The organism is Mesorhizobium sp. WSM4976, assembly GCF_029625685.1.
GTDB lineage: Bacteria > Pseudomonadota > Alphaproteobacteria > Rhizobiales > Rhizobiaceae > Mesorhizobium.
This window is the reverse complement of the sequence record NZ_JARTVT010000003.1, coordinates 156,321-176,135: the sequence shown is the minus strand read 5'-3', so window position 1 is coordinate 176,135 and position 19,815 is coordinate 156,321. Positions and strand designations below refer to the sequence as shown.

Sequence of the window (19,815 nt, the reverse complement as noted above, 5' to 3'; positions counted from 1 at the left end):
TGCCCATCATGGAGATGCGCGGTTTCCTGTTGTTCTGGTCTGCGCTGACCGCTTTCGTTGCGGCGCTCAGCCTGGGACCGTCCTTTGCCCATGTGCTGGAATCGCTGCCCAGGCTGACGAAATGGTCGCCGGCTCTGTGGCGAGAGGCGACCGTCTTCAATGACCAGTTCATGCTTTTCGCCGTGATCGGAGCACCGCTCGATATCGCCGCCATCCTGTGCCCGGCGCTTCTCGCCTGGATGCTGCGCGGCCAAGCAGGCGCGTTCTGGTTCGTGCTCGCCGCCACGTTGCTCTACGCCGTTTCGCTGGCGCTCTGGTTCGGTCTCGTCAAACCGGCCAATGACGTTCTCGCGACCTGGGCGCCTGGACCGATCCCGGACAATTTCGAGGCCGTCCGGCTGCGTTGGGAAACCGGCCACATGGCGGTGACCGGGGCGAAGGCCCTTGGCTTCATTTCGCTTTGTTTCGGCCTGCTGGGCGTCCGGCATGGTTGATGGTCCCACCATCGGATGAGCCAGGCTTTGTTGCGCCGGGGGGCTTAGCTGTGGCAGAAGCGGGCCGAACCGCCGGAGATGATCCTTCTTGAAATCTTTTCGCGACAAACGCCGCGATGGCCGCCCGCATCCCGCAAGGGCGGAACAACCCCGCCCGCGCGATGCGTTTGCGGCCGGACGGGAGCAGGCAGCACCCGTCGAGCGCCGCGAAACCAAACCTGCGGATCGGCAGGACGCCAAACCGGCGCCGCGCGTGCTTGCGCGCCGCGAGGGCTCCTTGCCCGCCGAGCGCCTGCCGCTGATCCTCGAAGTCGCGCCCAACGCCGATTACGCGCTGCTGGACAGCGGCGCGGGCGAGAAGCTCGAGCAATACGGCCCCTACCGCATCGTGCGCCCCGAGGGCCAGGCGATCTGGCAGCGAGCCCTTCCCGCGAAGGAATGGGACCGTGCCGACGCCATCTTCACCGGCGACACCGACGAGGAAGGCATCGGCCGCTGGCGCTTTCCGAAGTCGCCGCTCGGCGAGACCTGGCCGATGAAGCATGACGGCATCGACTATCTCGGCCGCTTCACCTCGTTCCGCCATGTCGGCGTCTTTCCGGAACAGGCTTCGCATTGGGATCATATGGCGGGGCTGATCGCGGGGGCGAAGCGCCCGGTCAAGGTGCTCAATCTTTTCGGCTATACCGGCCTTGCCTCATTGGTGGCGGCCCGCGCCGGTGCCGAGGTCACCCATGTCGATGCCTCGAAGAAGGCGATCGGCTGGGCGCGCGAGAACCAGGAAATGGCCGGCCTTGGCGACAAGCCGATCCGTTGGATCGTCGAGGACGCGGTGAAATTCGCCGAGCGCGAGGAGCGCCGCGGCAGCCGTTACGACATCGTGCTGTTCGATCCTCCGGCCTATGGCCGCGGCCCGAAGGGCGAGGTCTGGCAATTGTTCGAGGACCTGCCGGGCCTTACCGACCTCTGCCGCTCGATCCTGACGCCAAAACCGCTGGCCGTCGTCCTCACCGCCTATTCGATCCGCGCCTCCTTCTTCGCCATCCACGCGCTGATGCGCGATACCTTCGCCGGCATGGGCGGCACGGTCGAATCCGGCGAGCTGATCATTCGCGAGAAATCCGCCGGCCGAGCGCTGTCGACCTCGCTGTTCTCGCGCTGGGTGGCTTGAAATGAACGCACATGAGGGCGCTCGCCCTGTCGGGCAGGTCAAGGAAGTCACCAGCCTCGCCAATCCACTGGTCAAGGACATCAAGGCGCTGGCGCTCAAGAAATTCCGCGACCAGCAGAACGCCTTCATGGCCGAGGGCCTGAAGCTGGTCATCGACGCGCTCGACCTCGGCTGGTCGATCAGGACCCTGGTTTTTGCCAAGGCCGGACGCGGCAATCCGGCCGTCGAAAAAGTCGCTGCGCGGACTGTCGCCGCCGGCGGCACGGTGCTGGAGGTCTCGGAAAAAGTGCTTGCGGCCATCACCCGGCGTGAAAACCCGCAAATGGTGGTCGGCGTATTTGCCCAGCAGACCGTGCCGCTGAAGGACATCCGCGCCAGGGATGGCGACGTCTGGGTGGCGCTAGACCGCGTGCGCGACCCCGGCAATCTCGGCACCGTCATCCGCACCGTCGACGCCGTCGGCGCCAAGGGGGTCATTCTGGTCGGCGACACCACCGATCCCTTCTCGCTGGAGACGGTGCGCGCCACGATGGGCTCGATCTTCGCCGTGCCGGTCGCGAGAGCAACCGAGCAGGCCTTCCTCGCCTGGCGACGCGATTTTTCCGGACTGGTCGTTGGAACGCACCTGAAGGGAGCGGTCGACTATCGCTCGGTCGATTTTTCCAGAGGGCCGGTTCTGCTGCTGATGGGCAACGAGCAGCAGGGTCTGCCCGACAGCCTCGCCGAAAGCTGCGATCGGTTGCTGAGAATCCCCCAGGCCGGCCGCGCCGATTCGCTCAATCTGGCGGTCGCCACCGGCGTGATGCTGTTCGAGATAAGGCGCGGCGCGTTGAAGCTCGAGCCTACCAACGACAGCCGATGAGGACTGTTCCGTGAAATCCTGGTCCCCCTATGCCCTGCTGGTCGTTGTCGCCATTGCGCTCGACCAGTGGATCAAGCAGCTGATCGAGAACGGTCTCGCCTTTCAAGAGAAGGTCGATCTCCTGCCCTTCCTGGCGCTTTTCCGCACCTATAACACCGGCATCGCCTTCTCGATGTTCCAGTCCTTCGGCGATACCGGCCTGGTGGTCATCGCGGTGTTGGTCGTCGCCTTCGTGTTCTATCTCGCCACGCGCACGCCGGCCGCCCATGTCATCGCCCGCATCGGCTTTGCGCTCATCATCGGCGGCGCGCTCGGCAACCTCATTGACCGGGCCGTCTACGGCCACGTCATCGACTACATCCTGTTCCATACGCCCGTCTGGTCCTTCGCGGTGTTCAATCTCGCCGACGCCTTCATTTCGGTCGGTGCGGCGCTCGTCGTCTTCGACGAGTTGATCGGCTGGGGCCGCGAGGCCAAGCCGCAGGACCCCGGCAATTGACCTCACGCGGTTGAAGCCGCAGAGTTCTCACCAGCCAGAACCGAGGAGAAAACCGTGACCGACACCTTCAAAGCCATCCTCGTTTCGCGCGATGCCGAGAAGAAGCAGTCCGTCGATGTCGTCGACCTTACCGAGGCCGACCTGATGGAAGGCGACGTCACCGTCGCCGTCGAGGCGACGACGGTGAACTACAAGGATGGGCTCGCCATCACCGGCAAGGCGCCGGTCGTGCGCCGCTGGCCGCTTGTCCCGGGCATCGATTTTGCCGGCACGGTGATCGAGTCTTCCCATGCCGACTGGCGCAAGGGCGACAAGGTGATCCTGAACGGCTGGGGCGTCGGCGAGACGCATCACGGCGCCTATGCCGGCCGGGCTCGCGTCAAGGGCGACTGGTTGGTCCCGCTGCCCGAGGGCATGAACGCGCATGATGCGATGGCTGTTGGCACGGCGGGCTACACGGCCATGCTCTCCGTCATGGCGCTGGAGCGTCACGGCATCGTGCCGGATCGCGGTCCGGTGGTGGTGACGGGCGCCGCTGGCGGCGTCGGCTCGGTCGCCATCTCGATCCTGTCCAGTCTGGGCTATCATGTCATCGCCTCAACCGGCCGCAACGCCGAAAGCCCCTATCTGATCGACCTCGGCGCAGCCGAGGTGATCTCGCGCGAGGAGCTCAGCCAGCCGGCGAAGCCGCTCGCCAAAGAGCGCTGGGCGGGCGGCGTCGACTCAGTCGGCAGCCATACCTTGGCCAATGTGCTGTCGATGACCTCCTATGGCGGCGCGATCGCCGCCTGCGGCTTGGCCGGCGGCATGGACCTGCCGGGAAGCGTCGCGCCCTTTATCCTGCGCGGCGTCTCGCTGCTCGGGATCGATTCGGTCATGGCGCCGAAGGCAGTCCGCCTGGAGGCATGGCGTCGCATCGGCGCCGACCTCGACCAGAAGAAGCTGTCGACATTGTCGCGCACGATCGGTTTCGACGGCATCGTCGCCGCCGCGCGCGACATCGTCGAAGGCAAGGTCAGGGGCCGCGTCGTCGTCGATATGTAGCCGGAGGGCCCCTCAAAGTTTGTTCCGCCCACGCCCGCAGGGCGGCCGGAATCCGCGCAATCGCTAAAATTCGAACGATCCCTCCCAGTCTTCCATAATTTCTGTCTGGCATAGTCCGCGCATGGTCGCGGACTCCGACATCAGGCAGGACAGCAAAGCCGCGGGCGCTGACAGGCTCATCCCCAATGCGCCGAAGCGGCAGGTGCTCGTCGCGCCGCCGCTGGCTCCCGACTTGCCTGCCGCCAGCCACGAAGGCCTGCCCTTCCTGACGATCGTCGCCATCGTCGTCCTGGCAGGGCTCGCGCATCTCACCGGGGCGCCGCTCATCGTCACCGTCGGACTCGCCGCGGCGGCCTTCGCCGGCCTTGCCATGCATCTTCGCAACCGCCGCGACGAGCGGCGCACCGCGGCACTTCTCGACGAGACCGCCGCCCGCAGCCGCGCCGAGATCGAAACCCTCGCCGACCGCATGTGGGAGATGCAGGAGAGCGAGGAACGCTTCCGTGGACTGATCGACGCGCTCGGCGACCTCGTCGTCCATCGCGATCGCGACGGCCATATCGTCTATGCCAACAGCGTCTTTGCCTCGCTTGTCGAGGTCGACCCTCGCAACCTCGCCGGCAAGACCCTGTCCGAGCTTGGCATCGACGTCGGCATCGTTCCCGACGCCGCCTTCTCCGATCATGAATGCCTGAGCTCCACCGATGTCGCGATCCGCACCCCGAACGGGCCGCGCTGGTTCTCTTGGATCGAATTGTCGGTGCGCGACAAGGATACGGGCGCGGTCTCGCACCGGGCGATCGCCCGCGACATCACCGCCCGCAAGCGCGCCGAATCCTCGCTGATCACCGCGCGCGAGCGGGCCGAATATGCCAGCCAGGCCAAGTCGCGCTTCCTCGCCACCGTCAGCCATGAGATCCGCACGCCGATGAACGGCATCATGGGCATGGCGAAGCTGCTTGCCGACACCGACCTGTCGCCGGAACAGCGGACTTATGTCGGCGCTGTTTCGACCTCGGCCAGCGCGCTGCTCGCGCTTATCGAGGACCTGCTCGACTATTCCAAGATCGAGGCCGGCCGCTTCGAGCCAGAGCCGCAGCCGACTTCGCTGCGCGAAATCGCCGACAACATCATCGAACTTCTGGCCGCGAAGGCCTTTTCCAAGAATATCGGTCTCGGCTGCCATGTCGAGCCCGACGTGCCGCAGATGATCACCGCAGATCCCGGCCGCTTGCGCCAGGTGCTGCTGAACCTCATCGGCAACGCGGTCAAGTTCACCGATACGGGCGGCGTGCTGCTCACCGTGGCGCGCGCCCGCACCGAAACCAGCGACTGCATCTGCTTCACCGTCGCCGACACCGGCCCCGGGCTGCGTGAAGAGGACATGGAACGTATCTTCGAGGAGTTCGAGCAATCCGACGGCACCTCGACCAGGGTGCATGGCGGCGCCGGCCTCGGCCTTGCGATCTCGAAGCGGCTGGTGGCGGCGATGGGCGGCACGATTTCCGTTTCGAGCCGGCTCGGCGAAGGCTCCGAATTCGTCCTCGAGATCCCGGCGGTCGCGGCGACCGAGCCACCGCCGCACCGGCACAACATCCTCGCCGACCGGCGGGCGGTGATCGTTTCGAAGAACGCTATCGAGGCCGATGCCATCGCCCGCGCGATCAGGGCCCATGGCGGCATCGTCGAGGTTGCGGCGACGCCAAGCCAAGCCGCTCCATTCGCTGCCGGCTGCAACGTGCTCTTGATCGACGCCGCGCTCGAAAACAGTGACGGCAGGTTGCTCAAGCGGTTGCGCGACTCAGGCTTTGCCGATTGTGAGGCCATCACCCTGATCGCGCCGACGGACCGAGGCATGCTCGGCGAATTCCGCGCCAGCGGCTACGCCACCTTCCTCGCGAGGCCCGTGCGCGGCGAGACCCTCTTGCGGGTGCTGTTGACCACCCATGGCTCCGCGCTCACCCAGCCGCGGCCGGCGCCGCGCGGCACCGCCTCGGTACGCAGGCGCGATCAGGGCCTGTCGGTGCTGATCGCCGAGGACAATGACATCAACGCCATGCTCGCCCGCGCCACGCTGCTCAAGGCAGGGCATCGCGTCAAGGTTGTCGGCAACGGCAAGGCCGCGGTCGATGCCGTTACCGACGCCGGCCTCAAGTTCCGCTTCGATGTGGTGCTGATGGACCTGCACATGCCTGTTATGGACGGCCTGGATGCGATCGCCGCCATCCGCCGCCATGAAGAGTCCCTGGCCATGCCGCCGATCCCGATCATGGTGCTTTCAGCCGACAGCCAGGAAAAGACCCGGCATGCCGTGCTCGCCCATGGCGCCAGCGGTTTCGTGACCAAGCCGCTCGACCCGGACGCGCTCGTCCAGGCGGTTGAGGGCCAGGTCGCCGCCTGACGAAATTTTGAACCCTTGAAAGCCATGCATTGCCTGGCTTTCGCGGCCGTAAGATAGCCGGTTGAGGGTATTGTCCAGCCGACAAAGTATTGCCCGCCACGCCGTATCACGGTACTGTCACAATCCTGTTGCACCTACACCGTATCCCCGTGCCAAGAGGGATGGCTCGAAGGAGAATCACTCGTGCATACAGTCATGCCTGAATGTGACACTCGGCCGAATGCCGGCGGCGCCCTGCTCGCTGCCCGTACCGCCGACGCCGTCGCAAGCGGTGCTCCGCTGGGCCGGATCGGCAACCTCGAAGTGCGGCTCGCCCGCAACGAGGCTGAGATCGCCGCCGCCCAGGAAGTCCGCTATCGGGTATTTTATGACGAGCTTGGCGCGAGGAAGGACCTGTTCCAGGCGCAGGACCGGCGCGATGCCGACCGTTTCGACCCGCTCTGCGATCACCTTCTCGTGTTGGACACGTCCCTTCCCGGTCCTGAGCATCGCCGCATCGTCGGCACCTATCGCCTGTTGCGGCAGGAGATCGCCGCGACCGCCGGCGGGTTTTATTCCGAGGGCGAGTTCGAGCTCACCAAGCTGATCGCGCGGCATCCCGGCCAGCGCTTCCTCGAGCTCGGCCGCTCCTGCGTTCTGCCGGAATACCGCTCCAAGCGCACGATCGAGGCGCTGTGGCAGGGCATCTGGGCCTATATCAACCATTACAGCATCGGCGTGATGACCGGCTGCGCCTCTTTCCACGGGATCGTGCCGGCGGCGCATGCCGAGGCGCTGACCTATCTTGCCCATCATTGTCGCACCAACTCCGCCTGGGATGTCCGGGCGGTTCCCGGGCGCTACTGCTCGATGGACCTTATGCCGATCGAGGCGGTGAACACCAAGGCGGCGATCGCCGCCATGCCGCCGCTGGTCAAGGGTTACCTGCGCGTCGGGGCCCGCATCGGCGATGGCTGCGTGATCGACCACGAATTCTCGACTGTCGACGTCTTCGTCGTCATGCCGGTCAAGGAGATCGGCGCCCGCTACGTCAACTATTATGGCGGCGAGGGGCAGCGCTTCGCGGCGTGAGGCCATCGAATAGCGAATAACACGCTATCTCGGCCGATCTCTATTCGCTACTCCCTATTCGCTATTCGCTCCTCCACGGAATATCTTCCGGCCTTCGCCCTGGCCGACTCCGATAGGCCGCAAACGACCAGCCGAATTTAAGCGCCCCGCCGCGCACCACGAACGCGCCCGCGAAGCCAAGCAGGCTGGACGCCAGCGCCGGTAGGCCGGCAAGATCGCCAAGGGTGAAGATGGCGGCACCGGCCAGGGCGGCCGTGACATAGATTTCAGGCCTGAGCAGCACCGAGGGTTCGCCGGCAAGCAGGTCGCGCAGGATGCCGCCGAAGGTCGCCGTCAGCACGCCCATGATGACCGAAACGACGGGCGAGCCGGTGATCGCCAGCCCCTTGGCTGCGCCCATCACCGAGAACGCTGCGAGGCCGACGGCATCGAGCCAAAGCAGCAGCTTGTAGCGGGATTCAAAACGATGGGCGCTGAAGAAGACCAGCACCGCGACGGCGGCGCAGATCAGCACATAGCCACTGTTGGCGACCCAGAATACGGGCAGGTTGAGGATGACATCGCGCAACGTCCCGCCGCCGATGCCGGTGACGCTGGCCAGGAACAGGAAGCCGATGATATCGAGCTGCTTGCGCGACGCGGCAAGCGCGCCCGTCGCCGCGAAGACGGCGACGCCGGCATAGTCGAGCAAGGCGATTGGGTTCAAGGACATAGGGGAGTAGGGCAGTAAGGGAATAGGGCAATAGGGAATTGAATAGCATAGAACCGCGCGAAAGTACGGTTTCGATCCCCTACTCCCTTACTGCCCTACTCCCTTACTCCCCTATTCAAGCATCCTTCTCGGCCTGCTCGTTCACCGGGCCGGGCTCGACCTTCGCCTCGGCGGTTGCCTTCGGGCCACCCTTGGCGACGCCGACCATCGCCGGCCGCAGAACACGCTCGCCGATCGAATAGCCGGGCTGCACCACCTGGACGACGGTGCCGGCCGGAACCTCCGGATTAGGCACCTCGAACATCGCCTGGTGAAAGTTCGGATCGAACTTCTCGCCTTCAGGCGCGAGTTTCTTCACGCCGTGGCGCTCCAGCGCCGACAGCATGGCCCGCTCGGTGAGGTCGACGCCTTCGATCAGCGCCTTGAAGCCGGCATCGCCGGAGGCCTTGGCCTCGGCGGGAATGGCATCGAGCGCGCGGCGCAGATTGTCCGACACCGACAGCATGTCGCGCGCGAAATTGGCCACCGCATAAGTGCGCGCGTCATGCACGTCGCGCGCGGTGCGCCGCCGCAAATTCTCCATTTCGGCCGCGACGCGCAGCGCCCGGTCCTTCAGTTCCTCGTTTTCCTTCAGCAGCCGCACGAGCGCTTCATAGTCGCCGTCGACGCCACCTTCCGCACGCTCGCCGGAAGCCTGGGTGGCTTCCATATCTTCGGGCGTGCGTTCGTCTTTTGCCTGGTCGCTCATCGCCGTTTCCCGTCATTCGGATTGGTCTGGATTTGCGCCCGATATCGAGGTTTGGAGGCCAAAAATCAAGAGGTAAGCGCTCGCGGCGGATGTCGAGCCATCGTTCCAAATTAATTCAAATTTTACCCTATCACGCGGCTTTGCTTGCCCTCGAATGCCGTTGCGGGAACCATAAACGGGCTGGAGGAGTTTCGAAGCCGACACAGGATTTTGGGACAATGAACGGCAACAACGGCAACCGGCGCGCCGAATTGGCCAACGATATCAGGCGGCAGGCGGGCAGCGAAGCGACGAAGCGCTTTTTGCGCACCTTGCCGGCATTTCGCCTGGAAAAAGAGGTGCCTCGGCGGCTGAGCGACCTGCTTGAACGCCTAGACGCCGTGGACGCCAGAAAAGCAGGCGGCGAGCGGCGTCGATAGCCTCGCGCCGCGATTGAGGGCCTCAGGCCGCCTTTCGGTCGTCGCGCATCAACGCTTCGCCATGGCGGATCTCGGTGCCGAGCACCTTCAGGCATTCCCGCATGAAAGCGGCAAGGCCAGGCCAGCCTTTTGCCGACACCAGATTGCCGTCGACATGCGCGCCGGTCGGCGCGACGTCGATATAGATGCCGCCGGCGAGCGTCACTTCCGGCTCGCAATAATGCAGCGCCGCCACTTCCTTGCCGCGCACCACGCCGTCGACCGCGATCAGGATCTGCACACCGTGGCAAATGGTGAAGATCGGCTTGCCGGTCTCATGGAAATGCCTGACCAGCGCCTGCACGCGCTTGTCGATGCGGATATATTCCGGTCCGCGCCCGCCCGCCGCGTAGACCGCGTCGTAGTCGGCCGGGTTCACCTCGGCGAAAGTCTTGTTGAGGATGTAATCGTGGCCGAGCTTTTCGGTATAGGTCTGATGGCCTTCAAAGTCGTGCAAGGAGGTCTTGAGCACGTCGCCCGCCTTCTTGTCAGGGCACACGACATGGACCATGTGACCCACCGCATGCATGGCCTGTTCAAAGACGAAAATCTCGTATTCCTCGCTGAAGTCGCCAACGAGCATCAATATCTTCTTGCCGGCCATGCCGTTTCCTCCCTTAGCTGGCTATCTATTTCGGGGTTCTAAATAATGACCCCATCGTAAGGTGAGGACGGCAAAAGGGGAAGCGCAAATCCCCAAATGTGGTCTGACCAGATGGGTTCGATCCCGTCTCGGGGCGTGCAAGGGCCACAACGTCGCGACGGAACAGGAGAGGCTGGTCCGACCAGGACCGCGATCAGACCGCGGCCCGGATCATATCCGCGGCCTTCTCGGCGATCATAATCGTCGGTGCATTGGTGTTGCCGCCAATCAGGGTCGGCATCACCGAGGCATCCACCACACGCAACGCTTCCAGCCCACGAACCTTGAGCCGCGGATCGACCACTGCCATGTCGTCAACGCCCATCTTGCAGGTGCCGGCCGGGTGGTAGATCGTGTCCGCGCGTGCCCTGATATGCGCCATCAGTTCGGCATCGCTCGAAGCGCCGGCGGTATAGATTTCCCTGGCGCGATATTTCGCCAGCGCCGACGCCTCCAATATGGCGCGCATCTTCCGCACGCCCTTGAGTAGCAGGTCGGCGTCGCGCTCGTCCTCGAGGAAGCGCGGATCGATGCGCGGCGGCGCCAGCGGATCCCGGCTCATTAGACCCACCTCGCCGCGCGAATGCGGCCGAAGCACACAGACATGGCAGGAAAAGCCGTATCCCATATGCAGCTTGCGGCCATGGTCGTCGATGATGGCGATGCAGAAATGCAGTTGCAGGTCGGGACGCTCGACTGTCGGATCTGATTTGAGGAAGGCGCCGCCTTCGGCGTAAGGGGTGGCGATCATGCCGGTCCCGTCCTTGCGCCAGCGCAGCATGTGCCTGATCAGGCCGGGCATGCCCGTGAGCCCGATGCCCACCAGATCCGTGTGCCGCGACTTCCAGGCGAGAATGAAATCGAGATGGTCCTGCAGGTTCTTGCCCACGCCCGGCAATTCGTGGACGAGCGGAATGCCGTGCGCCGCGAGCTCCACCGCCGGGCCGATACCGGAGAGCAGGAGCAGTTGCGGCGAGCCGAACGCCCCTGCGCAAAGGATGACTTCGCGCCTGGCTTCCGCCACGGCTTCGCTTTTGCCACTGCGGTAGCGCACGCCCGTGGCGCGCCGGCCGTTGAGCACGACGCCCGTCGCATGCGCGCCGGTGACTACGGTGAGGTTCGGCCGGTTCATCGCCGGATGCAGATAGGCCGCCGCCGCCGAGCAGCGCTCGCCGTTGCGGCGCTCGCCCCAGAACTGTGTCACCTGATAGAGTCCGGCCCCTTCCTGCTCCGGCCCGTTAAAGTCATCGTTCAGCCTGATCTGGTTTTCACCGCAGGCCTCGACGAAAGCCCTGGAGATCGTGCGCGGCTCCTGCTGTTCGCAGACCCTCAGCGGCCCGTCGCCGCCATGCAGCGCGTCGCCGCCGCGCTGGTTGCCTTCGGCGCGCCGGAAATACGGCAGCACCTCGTCCCACGACCAGCCCTCGCAGCCAAGCTCGGCCCATTCGTCATAATCGCGGCGATGGCCCCGCGTGTACAGCATCGCGTTGATGGCGCTCGACCCTCCGAGAGCCTTGCCCCGCGGCTGATATCCTCTGCGGCCGTTGAGACCTTCCTGCGGTACGGTCTCGAAGGCCCAGTTGTTGATCTTCGGCCGGCCGGGCAGCAGTGCGATGATGCCGGCGGGGGCGCGGATCAAGAGATCCTTGCCGGCGCCTCCCGCCTCGAGCAGGCAGACCGTCTTCGATGGGTCCTCGGAAAGTCTCGCGGCAAGCGTCGAGCCGGCGGAGCCGCCGCCGGCAATCACATAGTCGTAGCGCATGGTTCCCTCCGGCGGATCTTTCCGTCCGTTCCCTTGAGAGAATGCCTGCTGAAGCGCCTTGTAAAGGTGCCGCCGCGTCAGCCAGTGCATGATCCCCGAACCGAGGCTTCGGAAAAGATCTCCGACAAAGGACTGGATCAGGATGACGGTCAACCGAACGTCATTCTGATCCAGAGCGCTTGCGCCGCCATGAGTATTTCGGGCCTTTCGGCTCAGCTTCCGCGGCCGGCTGGTAATAAACCGGCAGGCCGCCGGTGCGCCCTTCCTCCAGGCGCTTCAACAGCACCGGATTGGAGACCTCGAACTCGTCGAAGCCGAGCCGCAGCATATGCGGCAGCTGGTCGACCAGCACCTGGCCGGTGGCGCGCACCGCGCCCTTGAAATGATGCCGGACGCGCAGCAACTCGCCCTTCGAGAAGGAGCGGCCGTCATTGAAGGCCGGGAACGCGAGCGCCACCAGCGACAATTGGTCCAGCAAGCCGGTTATCTTGTCGAGCTCGTCGCCGGGCTGCAGCAACACACCGAGGCGTTCCTTGGCTGACTTGCGGATTTCTTCATCCAGCCCGAGAAAAACCTGAAGCGGCAGGATGAAACGGCCATTGCCGGCCAGCGCCTCGGCGCTTTGGGCGTGCGTCCACTCGTCCTCGCGAAAACCGTCAGGGGTCCAGAGGCGGGTCCCCGCTGTCGTCGATCCAGTCATCAAAAATCCTAAGGTCCTAAAGATTGCAAGGATTTGCCGAGATTCAGGTCAGGCCGAGCGGAAAATGGTGGCTTCCGAGAACCAGAGCGGAGCGTACTTGAAGTACGTGAGCACCGGAAGCGCAGGAAGTCGCCATTTGCAGGCCGGCCTCACATGAATATCGGCGTATCCTAAAGAGAGGCGTCGGTCAGCGACTTCTCCAGTCCGGAGAGATGGATACCACACTCGGTTTTCGCGTGCCCGGCCCAGCGGCCGCTGCGCGCGTCCTCGCCGGGTTGCACCGGCTGCGTGCATGGGAAGCAGCCGATCGACAGATAGCCATAGGCGACCAGCGGATTTTCGCGCAGTGCATGCTCGCGCATATAGTCGGCCTGGTCCGATGTCGTCCAATGCGCCAGCGGATTGATGCGTATACGCGAACCGACCGCCTCGAAGACGGGCAGTGCAGCCCGCGTCGAGGCCTGGAAGCGCTTGCGTCCAGTGAACCAGGCACGGAACGGCTCGACACCGCGCGCCAGCGGCTCGACCTTGCGCACGTTGCAGCAGGCGTCCGTGTCGGTCTCATTGAGCCGGCCGGTCGGATCGACGCGTTCGAGCGCCGCCTCGTCCGGCTTGACCACCCTTATATCCGTCAGGCCGAAATCGGCAATCAGCGCGTCGCGATAGCCGAGTGTCTCCTCGAAATGCTTGCCGGTGTCGAGGAAGATCACCGGCAGCGAGCGGTCGATCTCCGAGATCATGTGCAGCAGCACCGCCGAATCCGCGCCGAAGGAGGAGACCGCCGCGACCTCGCCGCGGAAGGATTCGCGCGCCGCGCGCTCGATGATCTCGATCGGCTTCAGATGGCCGAGCAGCGCGTCGAGCCCCGCCGCTTCGGCGGCGATGCCGGCCTCGACGTCGACAATACGGTCAAGCGGCCTTGGTTTCGCCAGCATAGAGCGCCTCCTTGAACGGCGCGGGACCGACACGGCGGTAGGCGTCGATAAAACGTTCGTCGGGACTGAGCCGAAGGCCGAGATAGGTGTCGACGATCTGCTCGATGGCATCGGTGATCTCTTCCGATGAGAAGCCGCGGCCGATGATCTCGCCCACGGAGGTGTTCTCGTCGGCCGAGCCGCCAAGCGTCACCTGGTAGAGCTCGGAGCCTTTCTTCTCGACGCCGAGGATGCCGATATGGCCGACATGGTGATGGCCGCAGGCGTTGATGCATCCGGAGATCTTCAGCTTCAACTCGCCGATCTCGCGCTGCCGCTCCAGCGAAGCGAAGCGCCGCGAGATTTCCTGGGCGACCGGAATAGAGCGCGCCGTGGCCAGCGAGCAATAATCGAGGCCAGGACAGGAGATGATGTCGCTGATCAGATTGGAATTGGCGGTCGCCAGGCCAATCTCGACGAGCGCGTCATAGACAACCTTCAGATCGGCGCGCGCCACGTGCGGCAGGATGAGGTTCTGCTCGTGGCTGACGCGCAGCTCGTCGAATGCGTATTTCTCGGCAATGTCGGCAACCGCCTCCATCTGGCTGTCGGTGACGTCGCCGGGCACCTCGCCGATGCCCTTGAGCGAGATCGTCACCGCCGCGTAATCGGGATGGCGGTGCGTCACGACATTCTGCTCGAGCCATTCCGAAAAGCTCTTGGAATCGAGCCGGGCTTGCTTGACGAGAGCATCACCTTCCGATCGGGCCGACAGCGCCGGAGGCGCGAAATAAGCATTGATCGCCTGGATATCGGCCTCCGGCAATTTCAGCTCGGTGTCCTTGAGCTGCTGCCATTCGGCCTCGATCTGTCGTGCGATCTCTTCGACACCGGTCTCATGCACCAGGATCTTGACGCGTGCCTTGTACTTGTTGTCGCGGCGGCCGTAGAGGTTGTACACGCGCAGGATCGCCGTGCAGTAGGACAGAAGATCGGCTTCCGGCAGGAAATCGCGGATCCTCTTGGCGACCATCGGCGTGCGGCCCAGACCCCCGCCGACATAGACGGCAAAGCCCAATTCGCCAGCCGCATTCTTCTTCAGATGCAGGCCGATGTCATGCGCCTGAATGGCAGCCCGGTCGCGCTCGGCCCCCGTCACCGCGATCTTGAACTTGCGCGGCAGGTAGGAAAATTCCGGATGAACCGAGGACCATTGGCGCAGGATTTCCGCATAGGGCCGCGGATCGGCGACCTCGTCGGCGGCCGCCCCCGCGAAGTGGTCGGCGGTGACGTTGCGGATGCAATTGCCGCTGGTCTGGATGCAATGCATCTCGACGCTGGCTAGATCGGCCAGGATCGCCGGAACATCGGCAAGCGCCGGCCAGTGGAACTGGAGGTTCTGGCGTGTGGTGAAGTGGCCGTAACCCTTGTCGTATTTGCGCGCGATATGGGCGAGCATGCGCAACTGCCGGCTGTTCAGCGTGCCGTAAGGCACGGCGATGCGCAGCATATAGGCATGCAGCTGCAGGTAGACGCCATTCATCAGCCTGAGCGGCCGGAACTGGTCCTCGGTGATCTCGCCGGCAAGCCGGCGCTTCACCTGGTCGCTGAACTCGGCGACGCGGGCCTGAACGAAATCGTGGTCGAACTCGTCGTAACGGTACATGCTTCGTCTTTCAGGGCGCGTCCGCCCGTTGCTTCCTTGGATTCAAGCGGCTCGTTGCGCCTGCGGGCTCGCCTGCTTGCCGAGATCGGGGTGAATCGTCGGGCCCGCGGCTCGTATCTTCTCGCGCAGCCGCACCGGCTCGACCAATCCATCGACAATTGTGACGTCGATCACGTTGACGTCCAGAACTTCGTTGTTGGCGGCGGCGGCAGCGCCGATCGCTTCCAGCCGGTCCTCCGCCGCCTTGTCGTGCGCGACATCGGCATGGCCGACCGCCTCCGCCCAGCCGCCATCGGCATACCAGACGGCGATGCCGTCGGAGAGCCTGTTTGCGGTCAGAACCTTCATGGTTGAACTCCTTCGGCGGCGGCCGAAGCCGCGCCCTCATGCCTGTGTGCCGCGAGCGGCTCGGATTGTTCGAAATTGGCGCCGGCGACCGCATCGCCGATGATCGTCATCACCGGACCGGTGAGATCGGCGCGCTCTTCCAGCGACGGCAGATCGGCAAGCGTGCCGTGGAAACGACGGCGATTGCCGAGGCTGGCATTCTCGACGACGGCCACGGCCGTGTCCGGCGACAACCCGGCTTCGATCAGCCGTCCAGCGACTTCCGCCGCGACCGAGCGACCCATATACACGGCAACGGTCGCACCGGAGACGGCAAGCTTTGCCCAGTCGGGCAGCGAGTTGCCCTTGAGGTCGTGGCCGGTGGTGAACACCATTGAGGACGAAACCCCGCGCAGCGTCAGCGGCAGTTCGAAATCGGCGGCGGCGGCGAAGGCGGCGGTGACGCCCGGAACCACCTCATACGCTATCCCGGCCTCGCGCAGCGCCGCCATTTCCTCGCCGGCGCGTCCGAACACCAGCGGATCGCCGGACTTCAGCCGCACCACGCGCTTACCGGCCTGGCCTAGCTCGATGAGTAGGGCGTTGATCTCTTCCTGGCTCTTGGAATGGCAACCCTTGCGCTTGCCGACCGGCAGGCGCTCGGCGTCGCGGCGCCCCATGCCGACGATCGCCTCCGGCACCAGCGCATCATAGACGATGGCATCGGCTTCCATCAGCAGGCGGTGGGCACGCAAAGTCAGCAGATCCTCCGCGCCGGGGCCGGCGCCGACCAGCGCGATATGCCCCGCGGCCGGCGCATTCGCGCTCAGGAGCTCGAGCGCTGCGCCATGCGCCTGGGCGTGGTCACCGGCTTCGATAGCCTTGGCCGGCGCGCCGGCGAAGAAGTCGCTCCAGAAGCGACGACGGCGACTACCCTTCGGCAGCCGCTCGGCGGCAACGCGGAACGAAGCCGCCAAGGCGGCCAGTCGGCCGAGCGACGGCGACAGCATGCGGTCTATGCGGACACGCAGCATCTGCGCCAGAACCGGTCCGGCACCCTCGGTCCCGATGGCAATCGCAACCGGCGCGCGGTTCACCAACGCCGGGGTTAAGAAGTCGCAAAGATCCGGGCGATCTACCACATTGACCGGGATGCCCAGCCGTCGCGCGTCATCAACGACGCGGCCATCGAGCGCCTCGTCACCGCTCGCAGCGAACACCAGGGCAGCACCCTGGAGATGCGCGGCAGCCTCATAGGGTGCATTGATGTGAACGGCGCCGATCGATGCGATGAAATCCAACAGCCCGCCACTGGCATTGTCGGCGACGATGCGTAGCACCGCGCTCGACTGCGAAACCAGCCTGGCCTTGGCGAGCGCTTCCTCGCCATTACCGACGATGGCTACGGCTTGGCCGTCGACCCGCATGAAGACGGGAAAGGCATTGAGTTTGGCGTTGGCTGGCGACATGGCGACGAGCAATATTGAAACAGTTTGGCAGTTTTACGCGGGCAGGCCAAAAACCAGAAGGCAAGCACTCGCGCGTCGCCGAACGGCAGGCAATCGCTTTTTCGCAGCCGCGAAGAGCAAGAGAAAAAAATTCTACTTTGGGGATGAGAGAGCCAGAACGGCGTGAGAAACCACCCTGATCTGCCGCGATTTTTAGCACCGGCTCCGGAAAGCGGCAAAACAGTTTTTTCTAAATTCTACTAACTTAGTAGATTAAACCCAACCTTGTCGCTCGATGGCCAGCCTCACCTGGAGAGAGCAGTTGAGAGCGCACTGGCAGGTCGGAACAATCCTGCTCCGCGGCTCGTTTGGCTAGCAATCCATTCTGTCGATCTGGGCTCGACCGGTCGGCAATCCGCAAGCAAAGGAGGAACGCCATGAACATCAAGCTGAAGCACGGATTGTGGGTCGTCGTGGCCGATGGTGAGAAGGCGCTTTTCCTGCGCAACCAGGGCGACAACAAGTTCCCGAACCTGGAGGTGGTACAGGAGATGGAGCAGGAGAACCCCGCCACACGCGAGCAGGGCACGGACAAGCCGGGCCGCCAGAGCAACGAAGGCCCCCGCAGCGCCGTTGAGGAAACCGATTGGCACCGCCTCGGCAAGGAACGTTTCGCTGTCGAGATCGCAGACCGGCTTTACAAGCTCGCGCATCGTGGTGCATTCGACGCGGTCGTGCTGATCGCGCCCCCGCAGGTGCTTGGCGAGATGCGCCAGAAACTGCACAAGGAGGTGAGTGAGAAGGTGCAGGCGGAGATCCCAAAGACGCTCACCAACCACACGATTCCGGATATCGAGAATCTGTTGCAAGCGGCGTAGGCGACGAAGGAAGAGCGGCCTCAAGGCTGGATCGCGTCTCGAAGCCGCCTCTTTGTCGGCGCGGCGCCGATTTTCCGGTCCACGCCCTTCTTCAGCGTCGATTTCTGCACGGCGGCGGTTGCATCATCGCCGCTCCGTCCACCATATTGCCCGAAGGCGACGGCCTCGGCGGGCGCCCATCCGACATCGTGAATTTTCGAAAGGCGCGCAAAAGACAATGCCGCATGACACGCCCCTTATCGCCACCATCGTCGCCGGTCTGGGGCTGGCTTTCGTCTTCGGGGCTCTAGCCAACCGCTTCCGCATCCCGCCGCTTGTCGGTTATCTCGTCGCCGGCGTGCTTGTCGGGCCTAACACGCCGGGCTTCGTCGCCGACGCCAGCCTTGCCAACGAACTCGCGGAAATCGGCGTCATCCTTTTGATGTTCGGCGTCGGCCTGCATTTTTCGCTGAAGGATCTCCTGTCCGTCCGCGCCATCGCGGTGCCGGGCGCCATCGTGCAGATCGGCTTCGCAACGCTGCTTGGCGTCGGGCTTGCCTGGCTGCTCGGCTGGTCCCTCGGCGCGGGCCTGGTCTTCGGCCTCGCGCTTTCGGTCGCCTCGACCGTGGTGCTTTTGCGCGCGCTGCAGGAGCGGCGGCTGATCGAGACCGAGCGTGGCCGCATCGCCGTCGGCTGGCTGATCGTCGAGGATCTCGCCATGGTGCTGGCGCTGGTTCTGCTACCCGCGCTCGCTGGCGTGCTCGGTGGCCAACCGCAGGTCGAGGATCATACGAGCCTGCTCTCGCTGCCCGCCAGCTACGGCATATGGGGCGTTGTCGGCATCACGCTCGCCAAGGTCGCCGCCTTCGTCGTCGTCATGCTGGTGGTCGGCCGCAGGGTCATACCGTGGATCCTGCATTACGTCGCGCATACCGGCTCACGGGAACTGTTCCGGCTCTCGGTGCTGGCCATCGCGCTCGGCGTCGCCTTCGGCGCGGCGAAGCTGTTCGGCGTCTCGCTGGCGCTCGGCGCCTTCTTCGCCGGCATGATCATGAGCGAGTCCGAGCTCAGCCACCGCGCGGCGGAGGAATCGCTGCCGCTGCGCGACGCCTTCTCAGTGCTGTTCTTCGTCTCGGTCGGCATGCTGTTCGACCCTCTCAGCCTGATCAGCAACGGCCTGCCGATCCTCGCCACCTTGGCCATCATCGTCGTAGGCAAGTCGATCGCCGCCTTCGTCATCGTCATCGCCTTCCGCTATCCGATCGCGACCGCGCTGATGATTTCGGCGAGCCTTGCCCAGATCGGTGAGTTCTCATTTATCCTTGCCGAGCTCGGCGTCGGCCTGAAACTCCTGCCAGAACAGGGCCGAGATCTGATCCTTGCCGGCGCGATCCTCTCGATCCTGCTCAATCCGCTGATGTTCCTGGTTGTCGACTGGATGAAGCCGTGGCTGGAAAAGCGCGCCGGAAAGGCCGCGCCGGTCGAAGCGCAAAGGCCGATCGGCCCGGCCACCGAGCCCGGCCAGGTCGCCTCGGTCCAGGCAGCCCCAGGAAAGGAAGACGGCCCGCCACCCAGGACCACACTTGCCGGCCATTCCATCCTGATCGGTTATGGCCGTGTCGGCAGCCTGGTGGGCGCAGCGCTGAAGGAAGCCGCCCTGCCGTTCCTGGTGATCGAGGATGCCGACAAGACGCTGGCGAAGCTGCGGGAGGATGGCGTGGAGACCGTCGCTGGCAACGCCGCCAATGCGGACGTCTTCTCAGCCGCCAATCCGGAGGGCGCGAGGCGGCTGATCCTCGCCATCCCCAATGCCTTCGAGTCCGGCCAGATCGTGCTTCGAGCCCGCACCGCCAATCCCGCGATCACTGTGATCGCCCGCGCGCACTCCGACGCCGAGGTCGAGCACCTGAAAGGCCTCGGCGCCGACACCGTGATCATGGGCGAGCGTGAGATCGCCCGCGGCATCGTCGAGGTGGTGACCGGCAAACCCACCGATCCGGCGGGGCTCGCCATGGCGATCAACCCGCAGCCAGCTTGA

At 64.7% G+C, this 19,815-nt stretch carries 19 protein-coding genes; 10 read left to right on the top strand and 9 right to left on the bottom strand.

The genetic code is table 11. The features are described 5' to 3' along the window. The first annotated feature begins 8 nt into the window (after nucleotides 1-8). The 7 genes from P9272_RS04925 (at nucleotide 9) to P9272_RS04895 (ending at nucleotide 7,542) form a co-directional block, all read left to right on the top strand. Complete coding sequence (locus tag P9272_RS04925) at nucleotides 9-494, top strand: DUF1772 domain-containing protein (protein ID WP_278159468.1); 486 nt, start codon at nucleotides 9-11, stop codon at nucleotides 492-494. A gap of 88 nt (nucleotides 495-582) precedes the next feature. Continuing rightward, nucleotides 583-1,665 (top strand): class I SAM-dependent rRNA methyltransferase, encoded by a 1,083-nt coding sequence (locus P9272_RS04920; protein ID WP_278159466.1) that lies wholly within the window; start codon nucleotides 583-585, stop codon nucleotides 1,663-1,665. A gap of 1 nt (nucleotide 1,666) precedes the next feature. Continuing rightward, nucleotides 1,667-2,527: an RNA methyltransferase gene (locus P9272_RS04915; protein ID WP_278159465.1), complete on the top strand. Its 861-nt coding sequence runs from the start codon at nucleotides 1,667-1,669 to the stop codon at nucleotides 2,525-2,527. A gap of 10 nt (nucleotides 2,528-2,537) precedes the next feature. Beyond that, complete coding sequence (gene lspA, locus P9272_RS04910) at nucleotides 2,538-3,026, top strand: signal peptidase II (protein WP_278159463.1); 489 nt, start codon at nucleotides 2,538-2,540, stop codon at nucleotides 3,024-3,026. A 54-nt stretch (nucleotides 3,027-3,080) separates the two neighbouring features. Further along, entirely contained in the window at nucleotides 3,081-4,070 is a 990-nt protein-coding gene (locus P9272_RS04905; RefSeq protein ID WP_128256263.1) for an MDR family oxidoreductase, read from the top strand. Between the two features lie 121 nt (nucleotides 4,071-4,191). Continuing rightward, nucleotides 4,192-6,471: a PAS domain-containing hybrid sensor histidine kinase/response regulator gene (locus P9272_RS04900; protein WP_278159461.1), complete on the top strand. Its 2,280-nt coding sequence runs from the start codon at nucleotides 4,192-4,194 to the stop codon at nucleotides 6,469-6,471. Nucleotides 6,472-6,666: 195 nt separating this feature from the next. Next, a complete protein-coding gene (locus tag P9272_RS04895; RefSeq protein ID WP_278159459.1) occupies nucleotides 6,667-7,542 on the top strand; it encodes a GNAT family N-acetyltransferase in 876 nt (291 codons plus the stop codon). A 61-nt stretch (nucleotides 7,543-7,603) separates the two neighbouring features. On the opposite strand, the gene P9272_RS04890 is transcribed toward P9272_RS04895, so the two are convergent. After that, nucleotides 7,604-8,248 (bottom strand): trimeric intracellular cation channel family protein, encoded by a 645-nt coding sequence (locus tag P9272_RS04890; RefSeq protein WP_128256343.1) that lies wholly within the window; start codon nucleotides 8,246-8,248, stop codon nucleotides 7,604-7,606. A 121-nt stretch (nucleotides 8,249-8,369) separates the two neighbouring features. Next, on the bottom strand, nucleotides 8,370-9,002 hold the full coding sequence (gene grpE / locus P9272_RS04885) for a nucleotide exchange factor GrpE (protein WP_042641032.1): 633 nt from the start codon (nucleotides 9,000-9,002) through the stop codon (nucleotides 8,370-8,372). 218 nt (nucleotides 9,003-9,220) lie between these two features. On the opposite strand from grpE, the gene P9272_RS04880 reads away from it, so the two are divergent. Then, nucleotides 9,221-9,421: a hypothetical protein gene (locus P9272_RS04880; RefSeq protein WP_128256267.1), complete on the top strand. Its 201-nt coding sequence runs from the start codon at nucleotides 9,221-9,223 to the stop codon at nucleotides 9,419-9,421. A gap of 22 nt (nucleotides 9,422-9,443) precedes the next feature. Here P9272_RS04880 and P9272_RS04875 read toward each other — a convergent pair whose 3' ends face one another. The 7 genes from P9272_RS04875 to cysG form a co-directional block, all read right to left on the bottom strand. Continuing rightward, a complete protein-coding gene (locus tag P9272_RS04875) occupies nucleotides 9,444-10,064 on the bottom strand; it encodes a DJ-1/PfpI family protein (RefSeq protein ID WP_278159454.1) in 621 nt (206 codons plus the stop codon). 193 nt (nucleotides 10,065-10,257) lie between these two features. Further along, nucleotides 10,258-11,865, bottom strand: a complete 1,608-nt coding sequence (locus tag P9272_RS04870; protein WP_278159452.1) for a GMC family oxidoreductase N-terminal domain-containing protein — start codon at nucleotides 11,863-11,865, stop codon at nucleotides 10,258-10,260. A gap of 160 nt (nucleotides 11,866-12,025) precedes the next feature. Further along, on the bottom strand, nucleotides 12,026-12,565 hold the full coding sequence (locus tag P9272_RS04865) for a DUF934 domain-containing protein (RefSeq protein WP_278159451.1): 540 nt from the start codon (nucleotides 12,563-12,565) through the stop codon (nucleotides 12,026-12,028). Between the two features lie 170 nt (nucleotides 12,566-12,735). Beyond that, nucleotides 12,736-13,500: a phosphoadenylyl-sulfate reductase gene (locus P9272_RS04860; RefSeq protein WP_278159449.1), complete on the bottom strand. Its 765-nt coding sequence runs from the start codon at nucleotides 13,498-13,500 to the stop codon at nucleotides 12,736-12,738. Further along, nucleotides 13,475-15,145 carry a nitrite/sulfite reductase gene (locus P9272_RS04855; RefSeq protein ID WP_278159448.1) on the bottom strand — a complete coding sequence of 557 codons (1,671 nt, stop codon included), beginning with the start codon at nucleotides 15,143-15,145 and terminating at the stop codon, nucleotides 13,475-13,477. The genes P9272_RS04860 and P9272_RS04855 overlap by 26 nt, the downstream gene beginning before the upstream one ends. A gap of 42 nt (nucleotides 15,146-15,187) precedes the next feature. Next, nucleotides 15,188-15,493 carry a DUF2849 domain-containing protein gene (locus tag P9272_RS04850; RefSeq protein WP_128256273.1) on the bottom strand — a complete coding sequence of 102 codons (306 nt, stop codon included), beginning with the start codon at nucleotides 15,491-15,493 and terminating at the stop codon, nucleotides 15,188-15,190. Next, the gene (cysG, locus tag P9272_RS04845) at nucleotides 15,490-16,941 is read right to left on the bottom strand and encodes a siroheme synthase CysG (protein ID WP_128256274.1); all 1,452 of its coding nucleotides are present in this window, start codon (nucleotides 16,939-16,941) and stop codon (nucleotides 15,490-15,492) included. Before cysG ends, P9272_RS04850 begins: the two co-directional genes overlap by 4 nt. 416 nt (nucleotides 16,942-17,357) lie before the next feature. On the opposite strand from cysG, the gene P9272_RS04840 reads away from it, so the two are divergent. Beyond that, entirely contained in the window at nucleotides 17,358-17,798 is a 441-nt protein-coding gene (locus P9272_RS04840) for a host attachment family protein (RefSeq protein ID WP_128256275.1), read from the top strand. Nucleotides 17,799-18,015: 217 nt separating this feature from the next. After that, nucleotides 18,016-19,815 carry a YbaL family putative K(+) efflux transporter gene (ybaL, locus tag P9272_RS04835; protein WP_278159443.1) on the top strand — a complete coding sequence of 600 codons (1,800 nt, stop codon included), beginning with the start codon at nucleotides 18,016-18,018 and terminating at the stop codon, nucleotides 19,813-19,815.

Bases quoted from the DNA above. Each gene is read 5' to 3' on its own strand.
- P9272_RS04875 (WP_278159454.1), bottom strand. From the start codon at position 10,064: ATGGCCGGCAAGAAGATATTGATGCTCGTTGGCGACTTCAGCGAGGAA.
- P9272_RS04865 (WP_278159451.1), bottom strand. From the start codon at position 12,565: ATGACTGGATCGACGACAGCGGGGACCCGCCTCTGGACCCCTGACGGT.
- P9272_RS04840 (WP_128256275.1), top strand. From the start codon at position 17,358: ATGAACATCAAGCTGAAGCACGGATTGTGGGTCGTCGTGGCCGATGGT.
- P9272_RS04860 (WP_278159449.1), bottom strand. From the start codon at position 13,500: ATGCTGGCGAAACCAAGGCCGCTTGACCGTATTGTCGACGTCGAGGCC.
- P9272_RS04895 (WP_278159459.1), top strand. From the start codon at position 6,667: ATGCCTGAATGTGACACTCGGCCGAATGCCGGCGGCGCCCTGCTCGCT.
- cysG (WP_128256274.1), bottom strand. From the start codon at position 16,941: ATGTCGCCAGCCAACGCCAAACTCAATGCCTTTCCCGTCTTCATGCGG.
- grpE (WP_042641032.1), bottom strand. From the start codon at position 9,002: ATGAGCGACCAGGCAAAAGACGAACGCACGCCCGAAGATATGGAAGCC.
- P9272_RS04855 (WP_278159448.1), bottom strand. From the start codon at position 15,145: ATGTACCGTTACGACGAGTTCGACCACGATTTCGTTCAGGCCCGCGTC.
- P9272_RS04850 (WP_128256273.1), bottom strand. From the start codon at position 15,493: ATGAAGGTTCTGACCGCAAACAGGCTCTCCGACGGCATCGCCGTCTGG.
- P9272_RS04880 (WP_128256267.1), top strand. From the start codon at position 9,221: ATGAACGGCAACAACGGCAACCGGCGCGCCGAATTGGCCAACGATATC.
- P9272_RS04870 (WP_278159452.1), bottom strand. From the start codon at position 11,865: ATGCGCTACGACTATGTGATTGCCGGCGGCGGCTCCGCCGGCTCGACG.
- P9272_RS04900 (WP_278159461.1), top strand. From the start codon at position 4,192: ATGGTCGCGGACTCCGACATCAGGCAGGACAGCAAAGCCGCGGGCGCT.
- P9272_RS04925 (WP_278159468.1), top strand. From the start codon at position 9: ATGGAGATGCGCGGTTTCCTGTTGTTCTGGTCTGCGCTGACCGCTTTC.
- P9272_RS04915 (WP_278159465.1), top strand. From the start codon at position 1,667: ATGAACGCACATGAGGGCGCTCGCCCTGTCGGGCAGGTCAAGGAAGTC.
- ybaL (WP_278159443.1), top strand. From the start codon at position 18,016: ATGCCGCATGACACGCCCCTTATCGCCACCATCGTCGCCGGTCTGGGG.